The sequence below is a fragment of the Streptomyces cyslabdanicus genome (assembly GCF_052663305.1).
This window is the reverse complement of the sequence record NZ_JBQRUW010000003.1, coordinates 222,493-237,988: the sequence shown is the minus strand read 5'-3', so window position 1 is coordinate 237,988 and position 15,496 is coordinate 222,493. Positions and strand designations below refer to the sequence as shown.

The window sequence follows — 15,496 nt, the reverse complement described above, 5'->3', positions numbered from 1 at the left end:
GATGAACCACCGCCTGACCCCCGAGCTGGAGGAACTCCGCCGTACGGTGGAGCAGTTCGCCCACGACGTCGTCGCCCCGAAGATCGGCGACTTCTACGAGCGGCACGAGTTCCCGTACGAGATCGTCCGGGAGATGGGCCGCATGGGCCTGTTCGGGCTGCCGTTCCCGGAGGAGTACGGCGGCATGGGCGGCGACTACCTGGCGCTGGGCATCGCCCTGGAGGAGCTGGCCCGGGTGGACTCCTCGGTCGCCATCACGCTGGAGGCCGGGGTCTCGCTCGGCGCCATGCCGATCCACCTCTTCGGCACCGAGGAGCAGAAGCGCGAGTGGCTGCCGCGGCTGTGCTCCGGCGAGATACTGGGCGCCTTCGGCCTCACCGAGCCCGACGGCGGCTCGGACGCGGGCGGGACGCGCACGACGGCCCGCCTGGACCCGGACACGAACGAGTGGGTGATCAACGGCACCAAGTGCTTCATCACCAACTCGGGCACGGACATCACCGGGCTGGTGACGGTGACGGCGGTGACCGGCCGCAAGCCCGACGGGCGCCCGCTGATCTCGGCGATCATCGTCCCGTCCGGCACGCCCGGCTTCACGGTGGCGCCCGCCTACTCGAAGGTCGGCTGGAACGCGTCCGACACCCGTGAGCTGTCCTTCGCCGACGTCCGCGTGCCGGCGGCGAACCTGCTGGGCGAGGAGGGCCGCGGCTACGCGCAGTTCCTGCGGATCCTCGACGAGGGCCGGATCGCCATCGCGGCGCTGGCGACCGGGCTGGCCCAGGGCTGTGTGGACGAGTCGGTGAAGTACGCCAAGGAGCGCCACGCCTTCGGCAGGCCCATCGGCTCCAACCAGGCCATCCAGTTCAAGATCGCCGACATGGAGATGAAGGCCCACACCTCCCGTCTCGCCTGGCGCGACGCCGCCTACCGCCTGGTGGCCGGCGAGCCCTTCAAGAAGGAGGCCGCCCTCGCCAAGCTCTACTCCTCGACGATCGCCGTCGACAACGCCCGCGACGCCACGCAGGTCCACGGCGGCTACGGCTTCATGAACGAGTACCCGGTGGCCCGTATGTGGCGCGACTCCAAGATCCTCGAGATCGGCGAGGGCACGAGCGAGGTGCAGCGGATGCTCATCGCGAGGGAGCTGGGCCTGACGGACTGACGATCCGGCAGGGCACGGGCCGCCGACCGGCACGGGGCACGGCGGCCCGCCCCTCGGACCGGCACGGACGCGGCGACCCGCTCACTGGACAGAAACTAAGGTTAGGCTAACCTAGCTTCGAACCTGTCCGGCGGGCGCTCCGCCCCGTTCGAAAGCAGTCACACCCATGCCCAACGCCCGTGCCACCCTCCTCTCCCGCCGCGGCGTCCTCGCCGCGGGCGGCGCCCTCGGCCTCGGTGCCGTGCTCGCAGCCTGCGGTGACGGCGACGCGAAAAGCGGCGGCTCGGGCGGCGGCAAGGCGGCGGCCGACATGTCGGGCCCCTGGTCCTTCAAGGACGACCGCGGGCAGACCGTGAAGGCCGACAAGGTCCCCTCGCGCATCGTCGCCTTCGTCGGGGTCGCCGCCGCGCTGCACGACTACGGCGTCCGGGTCGAGGGCGTCTTCGGCCCGACGACGACCAAGGACGGCAAGGCCGACGTGCAGGCCGGCGACATGGACGTCAGCAAGGTGACGGTGCTCGGCAACGAGTGGGGCCAGTTCAACATCGAGAAGTACGCGTCCCTCCCCCCCGACCTGCTCGTCTCCACCATGTTCGACGACGCGGGCACCCTCTGGTACGTCCCGGAGGAGTCGAAGAAGAAGATCCTCGCCGTCGGCGCCCCCACCGTGGGGATCTCCGTCTACGACCGGCAGCTGACCGAACCACTGGAGCGCATGCTCGCGCTGGCCAAGTCGCTCGGCGGGGACGTCACCGGGGACAAGGTGAAGCAGGCCAGGAAGCGGTTCGAGGACGCGGCCGCCCGGCTGCGCGCCGCCGCCCGGGCGAAGCCGGACATCAGGGTGCTGGCGGGCTCCGCGAGCCAGGACCTGTTCTACGTCTCCGGCACCCACCTCTCCATCGACCTGGAGTACTTCAAGGCCCTCGGCGTGAACTTCGTGGAGCCCCCGGAGAGCGCCAAGAAGCAGGGCGGAGGCTGGTACGAGTCCCTGAGCTGGGAGAACGCCAACAAGTACGCGGCGGACATCATCATGATGGACAACCGCACCTCGGCCATCCAGCCCGCCGACATCACCCAGGGCACCTGGAAGAAGCTCCCCGCGGTCAAGGCGGGCCAGGTCATCGCCCGCAACCCCGAGCCGATCCTGTCGTACGACAAGTGCGCCCCGCTGCTCGAGGACCTCGCGAAGGCCATCGAGACGGCGAAGAAGGTCGCCTGACCCGCCCCGCTCCCCCTCCCTCTCCCCCCTCGCCCCACCTCGATCCCCACCCCCCACGCACAAGCACCCTGACGATGACTCAGGAGCACCCATGACGACGGCCGTGGCCGCCCCGTTCCGCTTCTTCTCCCTCCAGGTCGTACGGACGAGGCGGCTCGGCCCGTCTTTCGTCCGGGTCACCTTCGCGGGGCCCGACCTGCACGCCTTCCACTCCGACGGGCGCGACCAGTCCCTCTCCCTGTTCCTGCCGCACCCGGGCCAGCCCGCGCCGGTGGTGCCGCTCGAACTGGGCTGGGGGTCCCCCCGCTCGAGCGCAGCCGAGAGTGGGGGAGGATGGTGGCAGGAATGGCGCGAACTCCCCGACGACGTACGGGCGGTGATGCGCTCGTACACCCTGCGGTCCCTGCGCCGGGAACCCGACGAGATCGACATCGACTTCGCCCTGCACGGCCTGGAGCCCGGCGCCGCGGCGCCCACAGGACCCGCCTCCCGCTGGGCCGCCCGCGCGACGCCGGGCGACCGCGTCCTGCTGCTCGGCCCGGCGGTCGCGGACAACCGGGCGATCCGCTTCCGCCCGCCCGAGGACACCGATCTGGTGGTGATGTGGGGCGACGAGACCGCCGTGCCCGCCGCGACCGCGATCCTGGAGTCCCTGCCGGCCGGCACGCGGGTGCGCGCCTGGCTGGAGGTGGGGCACCCGGGGGACATCCAGGACGTGCCGACCGACGCCGACGCCGAGATCACCTGGCGGGTGCGGGAACCGGGCCGCCCCAAGGGGCCCCCGATGGCGCTCGACGCCCTCCGCCGCACCCGGTTCCCCGCCGGCGCGCGGCCGTACGTCTGGCTCGCGGGCGAGTCCGGGTGCGTCCGGGCGCTGCGCCGGCACTTCGTCGACGAGCGCGGGACCGACCGGCGCCGCGTCACCTTCGTGGGCTACTGGCGGCACGGTCTGAGTGAGGAGCAGTCGCGCGCACAGGAGTGACGCCGGTCACACCGGGGTGGCGCTTGACCTAGATCAACTTAGGTTAGGCTAACCTAAGCCGAGTCGCGCGTTCGGCGCCGCTTCCCCGTCCCGCACGGACCGTCCCCACCCCACCGGAGGACCCCCCACATGCGCTCACACCTGCTCAATGACCTGACCGCGGAGCACTACCGCCGGTCCGTGAAAGAAGGAGTGGAGCGGGTGGCCGCCCGGCTGGCCACCACCGACCGGCCGTTCACGGGCGTGACCGCCGACGCCCTCGCCCCCCGCTTCGAGCGGATCGACCTGGACCGGCCGCTGCGCGACACCACGGCGGCCCTCGACGAGCTGGAGGAGGTCTACCTCCAGGACGCCGTCTACTTCCACCACCCCCGCTACCTCGCCCACCTCAACTGCCCGGTCGCCATCCCGGCGGTGCTCGGCGAGGCCATCCTGTCCGCCGTCAACTCCTCCCTCGACACCTGGGACCAGTCGGCGGGCGGCACCCTGATCGAGCGCAGGCTCATCGACTGGACGGCCGCCCGCGTCGGCCTCGGCCCCGACGCCGACGGCGTGTTCACCTCCGGCGGCACCCAGTCCAACCTCCAGGCCCTCCTGCTGGCCCGCGAGGAGGCCGGCAGCGACGACCTCTCCAGGCTGCGGATCCTCACCTCCGAGGCGAGCCACTTCAGTGTGCGCAAGTCCGCGCGGCTGCTCGGCCTGGGCCCCGAGTCGGTGGTCTGCGTCCCGGTCGACCACGACAAGCGCCTGCAGACCCTCGCGCTCGCCCGTGAACTGGAGCGCTGCCGCCGCCACGGACTGGTCCCGATGGCCGTGGTCGCCACCGCCGGCACCACCGACTTCGGCTCCATCGACCCGCTGCCCGAGATCGCCGGACTGTGCGAACGGTTCGGCACCTGGCTGCACGTCGACGCGGCCTACGGCTGCGGCCTGCTGGTCTCCCCCACCCGGCGCGAGCTGCTCGCCGGCATCGAACACGCCGACTCGGTCACCGTCGACTACCACAAGTCCTTCTTCCAGCCGGTGAGTTCGTCCGCCGTGCTGGTCCGGGACGCCTCGGTCCTGCGGCACGCCACCTATCACGCGGACTACCTCAACCCGCGTCGCGCGGTGACCGAGCGCATCCCCAACCAGGTCGACAAGTCCCTCCAGACCACCCGCCGCTTCGACGCCCTCAAACTCTGGATGACCCTGCGCGTGATGGGCGCCGACGGCGTCGGACAGCTCTTCGACGAGGTGTGCGACCTGGCCGCCGCGGGCTGGACGCTGCTCGCCGCCGACCCGCGCTTCGACGTCGTCGTCGAACCGGCGCTGTCCACCCTGGTCTTCCGCTACCTCCCGGTGTCCGTCACCGACCCGGCCGAGATCGACCGAGCCAACCTGTACGCCCGCAAGGCGCTGTTCGCCTCCGGCGCCGCCGTGGTCGCGGGCACCAAGGTCGCCGGGCGCCACTACCTCAAGTTCACCCTGCTCAACCCCGAGACCACGACCGACGACCTCTCGGCCGTCCTCGACCTGATCGCCGGCCACGCCGAGCAGTACCTGGGAGAGTCCCTTGACCGCGCGTCCTGAAGCCCCGTACGAGACCCATGACTTCGTGGGCATCGGCCTGGGCCCCTTCAACCTCGGCCTGGCCTGCCTCACCGAGCCGATCGCCGAACTGAACGGCGTCTTCCTGGAGTCCAAGCCCGACTTCGAATGGCACTCGGGCATGTTCCTCGACGGCGCCCACCTCCAGACCCCGTTCCTGTCGGACCTGGTCACCCTGGCCGACCCGACCTCCCCCTACTCCTTCCTCAACTACCTGAAGGGGAAGGGCCGTCTGTACTCGTTCTACATCCGGGAGAACTTCTACCCGCTGCGCGTCGAGTACGACGACTACTGCCGCTGGGCGGCGTCCCGGCTGAGCAGCGTGCGTTTCGGCACGACGGTCACCGAGGTGACGTACGACGAGGGCGACGAGCTGTACACCGTGCGGACGCACACCGGAGCCGCGTACCGTGCCCGCCGCCTGGTGCTCGGCACGGGCACGCCCCCGTACCTCCCCGAGGCCTGCCGCGGCCTGACCGGCGACTTCCTGCACAACTCCCGCTACCTGGAGCACAAGGCGGCGCTCCAGCGCAAGGAGTCGATCACGCTGGTCGGCAGCGGTCAGTCCGCCGCCGAGATCTACTACGACCTGCTCGGCGAGATCGACGTCCACGGCTACCGGCTGAACTGGGTCACCCGCTCCCCGCGCTTCTTCCCGCTGGAGTACACCAAGCTCACGCTGGAGATGACCTCCCCGGAGTACGTCGACTACTACCACGCGCTGCCGGAGCAGACCCGCTACCGCCTCACCGAGCAGCACAAGGGCCTGTTCAAGGGCATCGACGGCACCCTGATCGACGAGATCTTCGACCTGCTCTACCAGAAGAACCTCGGCGGCCCGGTCCCCACCCGCCTGCTCACCAACTCGTCCCTCGCCCGGGCGACTTACGACGACGGTGCGTACACCCTCACCTTCCACCAGGACGAACAGGGGAAGGACTTCGAGCTGCGCTCCGACGGCCTGGTCCTGGCCACCGGCTACCGGTACGCCGAACCCGAGTTCCTGAAGCCGATCCGGGACCGGCTGCGCTACGACTCCCACGGCAACCACGACATCGGCCGCAACTACGCGATCGACGTCACCGGCCGGGGCGTCTTCCTCCAGAACGCCGGCGTGCACGCGCACAGCATCACCAGCCCCGACCTGGGCATGGGCGCCTACCGCAACAGCTGCATCATCCGCGAGCTGCTCGGCACCGAGCACTACCCGGTCGAGAAGACCATCGCCTTCCAGGAGTTCGCCGCATGACCCTCACGATCCGTCCGCTCGACCCGCTGCAGGACGCCGAGCTGCTGCACGGCTGGGTCACCCACCCCAAGGCGGCGTTCTGGATGATGCAGGACGCGACACTCACGGACGTCGAGCGCGCCTACCTCGAGATCGCCGCCGACCGCCACCACGACGCCTTCCTCGGCCTGCACGACGGCGAGCCCGCGTTCCTGATGGAGCGGTACGACCCGGCCCACCGCGAACTGGTGGGGCTGTACGAGCCGGAACCCGGCGACGTCGGCATGCACTTCCTGGTCGCGCCGACCGACACACCCGTGCACGGGTTCACCCGCGCGGTGCTCACCGCCGTGCTGCGGCACCTGTTCGAGGATCCGGCGACGCGCCGGGTCGTCGTGGAGCCCGACGTGCGCAACAAGGCCGTGCAGGCGCTGAACACGGCCGTCGGGTTCGTGCCGGAGCGCGAGATCGACAAGCCGGAGAAGACGGCGCTGCTGAGCTTCTGCACCCGGGAGCAGTTCACCCCGGCCCCGGGGGTGACGGCATGACCCTCGCCGACGCCGTGTCCCATCTCTCCCCGGAGCGCTGGGAGAGGGCCAACCGCCTGCTCATACGCAAGGCGCTCGCCGAGTTCACGCACGAGCGGCTGCTCGCTCCCCGCCCGGACGGCGACCACTGGGTCGTCCCCACCGACGACGGCCTCACCCACTACCGCTTCGCCGCCGTCCGCCGCGCCCTCGACCACTGGCAGGTGGACCCCGACTCGATCACCCGCCGACGCGACGGCGCCGAACTGCCGCTCGCCGCACTGGACTTCTTCATCGAGTTCAAGGCGTCACTGGGGCTGAGCGACGAGATCCTCCCGATCTACCTGGAGGAGATCTCCTCCACCCTGGCGAGCACCTGCTACAAACTGGCCAAGCCGCAGGTCACCTCCGCCGAGCTGGCGAAGGGCTCCTTCCAGGACATCGAGACCGGCATGACCGAGGGCCACCCCTGCTTCGTCGCCAACAACGGGCGGCTCGGCTTCGGGGTCCACGAGTACCTGTCGTACGCCCCCGAGACCGCGAGCCCCGTCCGGCTGGTGTGGCTGGCCGCGCACCGCTCACGGGCGGCGTTCACGGCGGGCGCCGGCATCGAGTACGAGGCCTTCCTGCGCGAGGAGCTGGGCCCCGGGACCGTCGAGCGCTTCCACGCCCGGCTCACCGGCCAGGGCCTCGACCCGGCCGACTACCTGCTCATCCCCGTCCACCCCTGGCAGTGGTGGAACAAGCTCACCGTCACCTTCGCCGCCGAGATCGCCCGCCGGCACCTGGTCTGCCTCGGCGAGGGCGTCGACGAGTACCTGGCCCAGCAGTCCATCCGGACCTTCTTCAACCGCACGAACCCGCACCGGCACTACGTCAAGACCGCGCTGTCCGTGCTCAACATGGGCTTCATGCGCGGACTGTCGGCCGCCTACATGGAGGCCACCCCGGCCATCAACGACTGGCTGGCCCGGCTCATCGCCGACGACCCGGTACTGAGGTCGACCGGTCTGACGATCATCCGCGAGCGGGCGGCCGTCGGCTACCGGCACCTGGAGTACGAGGAGGCGACGGACCGCTACTCGCCGTACCGGAAGATGCTGGCCGCGCTGTGGCGCGAGAGCCCGTTGCCCTCGCTGCGGGACGGCGAGTCCCTGGCCACCATGGCCTCGCTGCTCCACGTGGACCACGAGGGCGCGTCGTTCGCCGCGGCGCTGATCGAGCGCTCCGGGCTCTCCCCCACACAGTGGCTGCGCGGTTATCTGCGCGCCTATCTCACTCCTCTCCTGCACAGCTTCTACGCCTACGACCTGGTGTTCATGCCGCACGGCGAGAACGTGATCCTGGTGCTCCAGGACGGCGAGGTGCGGCGGGCGGTCTTCAAGGACATCGCCGAGGAGATCGCGGTGCTGGACCCGGACGCCGCGCTGCCGCCCCAGGTGCGGCGGATCCGGGTGGAGGTCCCGGAGGACAAGAAACTGCTGTCCCTGTTCACGGACGTCTTCGACTGCTTCTTCCGCTTCCTGGCCGCGGGCCTGGCCACCGAGGGGATCATGGAGGAGGACGACTTCTGGGGGACGGTCGCCGAGGTGGTGCGCGCGTACCAGGAGTCGGTGCCGGAACTCGCCGGGAAGTTCCGGCAGTACGACCTGTTCGCCCCGGAGTTCGCGCTGTCCTGCCTCAACCGGCTCCAGTTGCGCGACAACCGGCAGATGGTGGACCTCGCGGACCCCTCCGGGGCGCTCCAGCTGGTCGGGACCCTGCGCAACCCCCTCGCGGGGCGCTGAGCCCCGACCCGGACGGACGGGCACCCCGGAGTACGGTCCTCCGGGGTGCCCGTCGCCGTGTTCGGCCGTTCGGCCTACCGCGCGGGCCAGGGCACCTGCGGGGAGCGGTAGTACCCGATCCCGAGCGCGTCCCAGCGCGGCGCCTGGGCCGCCAGGCGCGTCCGGTAGGTGTTCCAGTCGTGCGTGGCCGCGGGCGACCAGCCGAGTTCGGCGACGCCGGGCAGCCGGGGGAAGGCCATGGCGTCGATGTCGGCGGAGGTCGACAGGGTCTCCGACCACAGCGGGGCCTCGACACCACGCACCGCGGAGGCGGGCGCGCCCGGCAGATAGCTGCCCGGGTCCCAGTCGTAGGACCGCTGCACCTCGACGTAGCCGGCCCAGGCCAGTCCGAGCGGGGTGTCCTTGGTGTACTTCATGTCGAGGTACACCCGGTCGGCCGGGGACAGGATCAGCCCGGTGCCGTTCTGCGCGGCCTGGGCGACCTGCGCCTTCTCCGCCGCGCTGGTGGAGTCCAGGCCCCAGTACTGGGCGAGCGCGCCCTTGGCCGGGGTCGCGCCGGTCAGCTGGTGCCAGCCGATCACCGTCTTGCCGTACTTGGCGACGATCGGCTGCACCCGGTCCATGAACCGCACGTAGTCGTCGTGGCTCGTGGAGTGCGCCTCGTCGCCGCCGATGTGCAGGTAGCGGCCGGGGGTGAGGGCGGCCAGCTCGCGCACGACGTCGTCCACGAAGGCGTACGTGACGTCCTTGGACACGCACAGCGAGCTGAAGCCGACGTCGGTGCCGGTGTACAGCGGGGGTGCCACGCCGTCGCAGTTCAGTTCCGCGTAGGAGGAGAGGGCCGCGTTGGTGTGGCCGGGCATGTCGATCTCGGGGACGACCTCCAGATGGCGGGAGGCGGCGTAGCGGACGATCTCCTGGTAGTCGGCCTTGGTGTAGTGGCCGCCCGTGCCGCCGCCGACCTGCGTGGAGCCGCCGTGGGTCGCCAGGCGCGGCCAGGAGTCGACGGCGATGCGCCAGCCCTGGTCGTCGCTCAGGTGCAGATGCAGCTCGTTGATCTTGTAGAGGGCGAGTTCGTCGATGTAGCGCTTGACCTGCGTGACGGTGAAGAAGTGCCGGGAGACGTCGAGCATGGCGCCCCGGTAGGCGTAGCGCGGGCTGTCCTGGATGGTGCCGCCGGCGACCAGCCACGGGCCCGGCTGCACGGACTTCCTCTCGACGGACGGGGGCAGCAGCTGCCGCAGGGTCTGCACGCCGTGGAAGAGGCCGGCCGGCTCCCCCGCGGTGATCGTCACCCCGCTCGCCGCGCTGTCCAGCCGGTAGCCCTCGGCTCCGTACGACCCCTTGGCCAGCCGCAGCTGGATGCCGCCGTGACCCTGGGTGGTCAGCGGCAGGCGGTAGCCGGTGGAGGGCCGCAGGACGTCCGCGAGGTACTCGCCCACCTGACGCGCCTCGCGGGAGTCGTCGACGCGGATGTGGGTGCCCGCCGTGATGCGGTACGGGTTCCCGCCCGCATGGACGGAGGCGGGGGCCGGGACCACCTGGCCGAGCGGCGTCGCGGCCGCCGTGGGCGCCGCACCGCCGGCGGGCGCGGCGCCCACGGCGAAGGCCCCGGCCGCCGCCGCGAGCAGTAGCGCGCCCAGGGCTCGGCTCGTCCTGGGCATCCGGATTCCTCGGGGAGTCGTGCTGTGGTGCCGTCTCACATGCGCTCCCTTCGTTCGGCTCGGGACTCTGGGAGCCCCGACGGTATAGACCACTCTCTCGCAGATGCGGTGAAACAATCTCCCCATGACGGAAATCATCCAGAACGACGGCACGTGGGTGCTGGACGGCGACGCCCTGAGACTGACTCCGGGACGGGACAAGAACGTCGGTCTGCTGCGACGGACCCTGGGTGAGATCCGCGTACCGCTCGCCGCTCTGGCGGGCGTGTCGTTCGAGCAGGGCAAGCGGGCCGGGCGGCTCAGGCTGCGGCTGCGTGACGGCGCCGATCCGCTGCTGCACGCGACCGCGGGCCGGCTGCCCGAGCCGCACGACCCCTATCAGCTGCTGGTCGAGCCCGAGCGCTACGGGGTCGCCGAGTACTTCGTGGACGTGGTCCGTGACGCCCTGCGGCTGGAGCAGGTGCCCTCCGGCCCGGTGACGGAGTACCTGCTGCCCGGTCCCGCGCTGCCCCTGTCGGTGTCGGCCGGGGACGGCACGGCGAGCTTCGACGGCGAGCGGGTGCGTCTGGAGTGGAACTGGAAGACGGAGGACGCCAAGGCCGCGGGCGGGGCCCGCACACTGGCGCTCGCCGACATCACCGCGGTGGAGTGGCTGCCCGCCGCCGGGCTGGAGAACGGCTTCCTGCGCCTCACCGTGCGGGGCGCGCCCGCCGACGTCCCGCCCAAGCACGACCCGAACGCCGTGGAGCTGTGGGGTTTCAAGAAGGACCCGCTGATGGCGCTGGTCGCGGCGGCCGTGCAGGCGCGGCTGCCGCATCCGGCCGCGCCCGCGGACGGGGCCATGCCCGGCGGGCCCGCCCCGGTGGAGGCCGCCGCCGACCCGGGCGCGGACGGGACCGAGGAGGACCACGACGTCCTGCTGCGGCGGCTGCGCGAGCTCGGCGAACTGCACCGCGCGGGGGTACTGACGGACGAGGAGTTCACCCTGGCCAAGCAGGCGGTCCTCAGGCGCCTGTGAGAACCGTCCGGGCGACACCACCCCCGCACCCCCCGCACCCGGCACCCCGCGCCACCTCCGCACCCGGCACGCCCACCACCCCATCGGCGCATCCCTGCCCGAAATCGGGCAGGATTCTTGCGAAAGCCCGTCCCTTACTCCAGAATCCACCGGGTGCACGACGAACTTGTTGATCACCTGACACGGTCCACGCCCCTCAACCGGGGCGAGGCGCTGCGGGTGGTCCAGGACGTGCTCGCCTACTTCGACGAGACGACCGAGGAGTTCGTCCGTCGCCGCCACCGCGAGCTCCAGGCCCAGGGCCTGGTGAACGCGGAGATCTTCGAACGGATCGGGGCGGACCTGAAGTACCGCGCGGTGGCACCGCCGGAGCTCTCCCTCCGGCAGCTGCGCCGGATCGTCTACGGCTGAGGGATACCTGTACATGTGCGGAATCGTCGGATACATCGGCAAGCGTGACGTCGCCCCGCTGCTCCTGGAAGGCCTTCAGCGCCTGGAGTACCGCGGCTACGACTCGGCGGGCATCGCCGTCACCTCGCCGAAGGCGGCCGGCCTGAGGATGGTCAAGGCCAAGGGCCGGGTCCGCGACCTGGAGGCCAAGGTCCCGGCGCGCTTCAAGGGCACCACCGGCATCGCCCACACCCGCTGGGCCACCCACGGCGCCCCCTCCGACGCGAACGCCCACCCGCACATGTCGGCCGACAACAAGGTCGCCGTCGTGCACAACGGCATCATCGACAACGCCTCCGACCTGCGCCGCAAGCTTCAGGCGGACGGCGTGGAGTTCCTCTCCGAGACCGACACCGAGGTGCTCACCCACCTCATCGCCCGCTCCGAGGCGGAAACGCTGGAGGAGAAGGTCCGCGCCGCCGTCCGCCTGGTCGAGGGCACCTACGGCATCGCCGTCCTGCACGCCGACTTCCCCGACCGCATCGTGGTGGCCCGCAACGGCTCGCCGGTCGTGCTCGGCATCGGCGAGAAGGAGATGTTCGTCGCCTCCGACATCGCCGCGCTGGTCACCCACACCCGGCAGATCGTGACCCTCGACGACGGCGAGATGGCCACCCTCAAGGCCGACGACTTCCGCACGTACACCACCGAGGGCACCCGCACCACCGCCGAGCCGACCACCGTGGAGTGGGAGGCCGCCTCCTACGACATGGGCGGCCACGACACCTACATGCACAAGGAGATCCACGAGCAGGCCGAGGCCGTGGACCGGGTGCTGCGCGGCCGGATCGACGACCGCTTCGCCACCGTGCACCTCGGCGGCATCAACCTCGACGCCCGCGAGGCACGCGCGGTGCGCCGGGTGAAGATCCTCGGCTGCGGCACCTCCTACCACGCGGGCATGATCGGCGCCCAGATGATCGAGGAGCTGGCCCGCATCCCCGCCGACGCCGAGCCGGCCTCCGAGTTCCGCTACCGCAACGCGGTGGTCGACCCCGACACGCTGTACGTCGCGGTCTCCCAGTCCGGTGAGACGTACGACGTGCTGGCCGCCGTGCAGGAACTCAAGCGCAAGGGCGCGCGGGTGCTCGGCGTCGTCAACGTGGTGGGCTCCGCCATCGCCCGCGAGGCGGACGGCGGCATCTACGTCCACGCGGGCCCGGAGGTCTGCGTGGTGTCCACCAAGTGCTTCACCAACACCTGCGTCGCCTTCGCGCTGCTCGCCCTGCACCTGGGCCGCATCCGCGACCTGTCGGTGCGTGACGGCAAGCGGATCATCGAGGGCCTGCGCAAGCTGCCGTCCCAGATCTCCGAGATCATGAAGCAGGAGGAGGAGATCGAGCGGCTGGCCCGGGACTACGCCGACGCCCGTTCGATGCTCTTCATCGGCCGGGTCCGGGGCTACCCGGTGGCCCGTGAGGCCTCCCTGAAGCTCAAGGAGGTCTCCTACATCCACGCCGAGGCGTACCCGGCCTCCGAGCTCAAGCACGGCCCGCTGGCCCTGATCGAGCCCGCGCTGCCGACGGTGGCGATCGTGCCGGACGACGACCTGCTGGAGAAGAACCGCGCGGCCATGGAGGAGATCAAGGCCCGCAGCGGCAAGATCCTGGCCGTCGCCCACCAGGAGCAGGAGAAGGCCGACCAGACGATCGTCGTCCCCAAGAACGAGGACGAGCTGGACCCGATCCTCATGGGCATTCCCCTCCAACTCCTCTCTTATCACACGGCGTTGACCCTGGGTCGAGACATCGACAAGCCCCGCAACCTGGCCAAGTCGGTAACGGTCGAGTAAGAGCAAGTAGTTAACGGTGCCCTGACAGGTCGCCCCGAAGGGGCGCCCCAGGGGCGCGGGGCTGTATCGACATGCGGCTCCGCCGCGTGGGCGCGACCAGCCCCAACGCGCCCGCACGGGCCGAACCGTGAGAAACGGACCCCCACGTGTGCACCCAACACGCGGGGGTCCGTTTTCACCCGCCGGGGAGCAACTCACCCCACCCCCCAGCCCGCGCAGCTACCCGGTGGCCGTCACCCCCCGGCCGGCAGCGCGTCGCGGAAGTTCCGTGGGCCAGTGGGCGAGCGCCGCCGTGGCCGCGTACCAGGCGACCGCTCCCGCCGCCACGGCGAACCAGCCGCCCACCTTCGCCAGGCCGCCGTTGTCGGCGAAGCGGGCGATGGCGAGCAGCACCAGGGAGACGAAGAACAGCCCGTAGGTGCCCTGGCCGAGCACGTCGCCGCCGGCGAGCGTCAACGTCAGGGCCACGAGGGCGAACAGAAGCAGGAAGAGCCCCGCGCCGTTGCCGGAGACCTGGTTGCCGACCGAGACGGCCCAGGTGAACCAGAGGGCGCCGAGCGCGCAGTAGGCCGTACCGGTCGCGGTGTCGCGATCGCGGAAGGCCAGCAGTCCGGCGACGAACAGTGCGACACCGCCCACATAGTGAGCGAGCGTCACCGAGTCGTTCGCCGTCACTCCGTTGATGACTTCGGTGTACCCGAGGCCGAAGGCCAGCAGGGTGACACCGAGGGCGAGTCGGCCGAGGATGGTGGTTGTGGTGCTTCCCGCAGAGACGTCGTTGGCCACGGCAAGCTCCCTTCATGCCTGCGCAGTTGTGCGGTGACCGGTATATGCCCTCCACAAGGACACAAACACCTCTACGCGCGAGTAGCTTCACGGAAAGTGCGCGACGGGAAAAGGGAGTCGGCCGACGTGGGCCCGTCCAGGGCGCGATCGACTAGGGGATGACGACGACCGGCCGCCGCGCGCGCTTGGCGAGCCGGCCCGCGACCGAGCCGAACAGGCGCCCCACGAGCCCGTGCGTGGAGCCGACGACGATCGCGTCCGCCTCGTACTCCCTGCCGACCTCTTCGAGTTCGTGGCAGATGTCGCCGCCGCGCTCGACGAGGATCCACGGGACCTCCGCCAGGTACTCCGCGCAGGCGAGTTCGAGGCCGAGAACCTCGGTGCGGTGGTCCGGCACGTCGACGAAGACGGGGGGCTCGCAGCCCGCCCACACCGTGGTGGGCAGCCGGTTGGCGACGTGCACGATGATCAGGCCCGAGTGGGTGCGCAGCGCCATGCCGATCGCATAGGCGAGGGCGCGCTCGCTGGAGGTGGATCCGTCGAAGCCGACGACGACGCCGTGCTTGAACGCCGGATCGCAGGGATGGCGTGGCTCTTCCGCCGCCAGGGGATCGGCCGCCGTGGGGTCGGCGACCGGTCGCTTGCGGTCCGCGGGTTCGAAGAATTCGTGACCGGCCATGGCTGTCTCGGCGTTGTGATCCTTTGTCGGGGACGACAGTCTGTGGCGAAGCTGTGTCCGGGAATGGTCTTCCCGTCCCCATACCCCCAAGGGTACGGCGGCACGCCTCCTTAGCCCAGATCCCGCGCACTCTCCGTGGCGGTTCACCGGAGCATGCACGAGCCACGCCCGTAACGCAATGGTTGCTGCCCCGTACAGGCGGTTTGTGCGGGATTCACTTTCCGCGACGGACGGGATCGCGGTGACAGCGGGGCACCCGGCGCACCGAGCGGCGCGCGGGACGCCGGACGGGACACCGGGCAGCGCGCCTTGGGCGACACCGCCGGCGAGGCGGCGCGTTGGGCCGCCTTCAGTTGCGCACTCGTCCCCGCGGCCCTGCTCCGGTACGGCACGTCGTTCGCCGGCGAGGCCGGCACCGCCCTGGGCCTGGCGGCCGTCCGGCACCCGGACGGAAGAGCACCGGTCGGTTGACCGGTTTTTACGCACGCAGCCGTAGCTTTTCAGCCAACTTCTCGTATCTGTGCATTCCCCGGCCGAAGTACCCCCCACTCCCCGTTCGACCTGCACGGAAAGGGTCCCCACGGCCCCGCGCACCCTACGGGGATTGGCCAC

The 15,496-nt window shown here is 70.8% G+C and carries 14 protein-coding genes; 11 read left to right on the top strand and 3 right to left on the bottom strand.

Translation table 11 applies throughout. The features are described from left to right. The first annotated feature begins 1 nt into the window (after position 1). The 7 genes from ACTYVM_RS03305 to ACTYVM_RS03275 all read left to right on the top strand — a co-directional run bounded on the left by ACTYVM_RS03305 (position 2) and on the right by ACTYVM_RS03275 (position 8,495). Entirely contained in the window at positions 2 to 1,162 is a 1,161-nt protein-coding gene (locus ACTYVM_RS03305; RefSeq protein WP_400034341.1) for an acyl-CoA dehydrogenase family protein, read from the top strand. Between the two features lie 166 nt (positions 1,163 to 1,328). After that, complete coding sequence (locus tag ACTYVM_RS03300; RefSeq protein ID WP_445524438.1) at positions 1,329 to 2,381, top strand: ABC transporter substrate-binding protein; 1,053 nt, start codon at positions 1,329 to 1,331, stop codon at positions 2,379 to 2,381. A 91-nt stretch (positions 2,382 to 2,472) separates the two neighbouring features. Continuing rightward, a complete protein-coding gene (locus ACTYVM_RS03295; RefSeq protein WP_445524437.1) occupies positions 2,473 to 3,363 on the top strand; it encodes a siderophore-interacting protein in 891 nt (296 codons plus the stop codon). A 129-nt stretch (positions 3,364 to 3,492) separates the two neighbouring features. Continuing rightward, on the top strand, positions 3,493 to 4,935 hold the full coding sequence (locus tag ACTYVM_RS03290; RefSeq protein ID WP_445524436.1) for a pyridoxal phosphate-dependent decarboxylase family protein: 1,443 nt from the start codon (positions 3,493 to 3,495) through the stop codon (positions 4,933 to 4,935). Further along, entirely contained in the window at positions 4,919 to 6,202 is a 1,284-nt protein-coding gene (locus ACTYVM_RS03285) for a lysine N(6)-hydroxylase/L-ornithine N(5)-oxygenase family protein (protein WP_445524435.1), read from the top strand. The genes ACTYVM_RS03290 and ACTYVM_RS03285 overlap by 17 nt, the downstream gene beginning before the upstream one ends. Beyond that, positions 6,199 to 6,729 carry a GNAT family N-acetyltransferase gene (locus ACTYVM_RS03280; RefSeq protein WP_445524434.1) on the top strand — a complete coding sequence of 177 codons (531 nt, stop codon included), beginning with the start codon at positions 6,199 to 6,201 and terminating at the stop codon, positions 6,727 to 6,729. Before ACTYVM_RS03285 ends, ACTYVM_RS03280 begins: the two co-directional genes overlap by 4 nt. Beyond that, the gene (locus ACTYVM_RS03275) at positions 6,726 to 8,495 is read left to right on the top strand and encodes an IucA/IucC family protein (protein ID WP_445524433.1); all 1,770 of its coding nucleotides are present in this window, start codon (positions 6,726 to 6,728) and stop codon (positions 8,493 to 8,495) included. The genes ACTYVM_RS03280 and ACTYVM_RS03275 overlap by 4 nt, the downstream gene beginning before the upstream one ends. A gap of 74 nt (positions 8,496 to 8,569) precedes the next feature. On the opposite strand, the gene ACTYVM_RS03270 is transcribed toward ACTYVM_RS03275, so the two are convergent. Next, on the bottom strand, positions 8,570 to 10,159 hold the full coding sequence (locus ACTYVM_RS03270) for a beta-N-acetylhexosaminidase (protein ID WP_445524432.1): 1,590 nt from the start codon (positions 10,157 to 10,159) through the stop codon (positions 8,570 to 8,572). Positions 10,160 to 10,283: 124 nt separating this feature from the next. Here ACTYVM_RS03270 and ACTYVM_RS03265 point away from each other — a divergent pair, with 124 nt between their 5' ends. The 3 genes from ACTYVM_RS03265 (at position 10,284) to glmS (ending at position 13,419) form a co-directional block, all read left to right on the top strand. After that, positions 10,284 to 11,177 (top strand): DUF4429 domain-containing protein, encoded by an 894-nt coding sequence (locus tag ACTYVM_RS03265; RefSeq protein WP_445524431.1) that lies wholly within the window; start codon positions 10,284 to 10,286, stop codon positions 11,175 to 11,177. Positions 11,178 to 11,330: 153 nt separating this feature from the next. Then, a complete protein-coding gene (locus tag ACTYVM_RS03260; RefSeq protein WP_189705630.1) occupies positions 11,331 to 11,588 on the top strand; it encodes a hypothetical protein in 258 nt (85 codons plus the stop codon). A 13-nt stretch (positions 11,589 to 11,601) separates the two neighbouring features. Further along, complete coding sequence (gene glmS, locus ACTYVM_RS03255) at positions 11,602 to 13,419, top strand: glutamine--fructose-6-phosphate transaminase (isomerizing) (RefSeq protein ID WP_445524430.1); 1,818 nt, start codon at positions 11,602 to 11,604, stop codon at positions 13,417 to 13,419. Between the two features lie 219 nt (positions 13,420 to 13,638). Here the strand turns inward: glmS and ACTYVM_RS03250 are convergent, their stop codons facing one another. Next, positions 13,639 to 14,205, bottom strand: coding sequence for a GPR1/FUN34/YaaH family transporter (locus ACTYVM_RS03250; protein WP_445524429.1), 567 nt, complete (start codon positions 14,203 to 14,205; stop codon positions 13,639 to 13,641). 151 nt (positions 14,206 to 14,356) lie between these two features. Next, complete coding sequence (locus tag ACTYVM_RS03245) at positions 14,357 to 14,884, bottom strand: universal stress protein (protein ID WP_445524428.1); 528 nt, start codon at positions 14,882 to 14,884, stop codon at positions 14,357 to 14,359. 309 nt (positions 14,885 to 15,193) lie between these two features. Here ACTYVM_RS03245 and ACTYVM_RS03240 point away from each other — a divergent pair, with 309 nt between their 5' ends. Next, positions 15,194 to 15,355: a hypothetical protein gene (locus ACTYVM_RS03240; RefSeq protein ID WP_445524427.1), complete on the top strand. Its 162-nt coding sequence runs from the start codon at positions 15,194 to 15,196 to the stop codon at positions 15,353 to 15,355. Positions 15,356 to 15,496 lie beyond the last annotated feature (141 nt).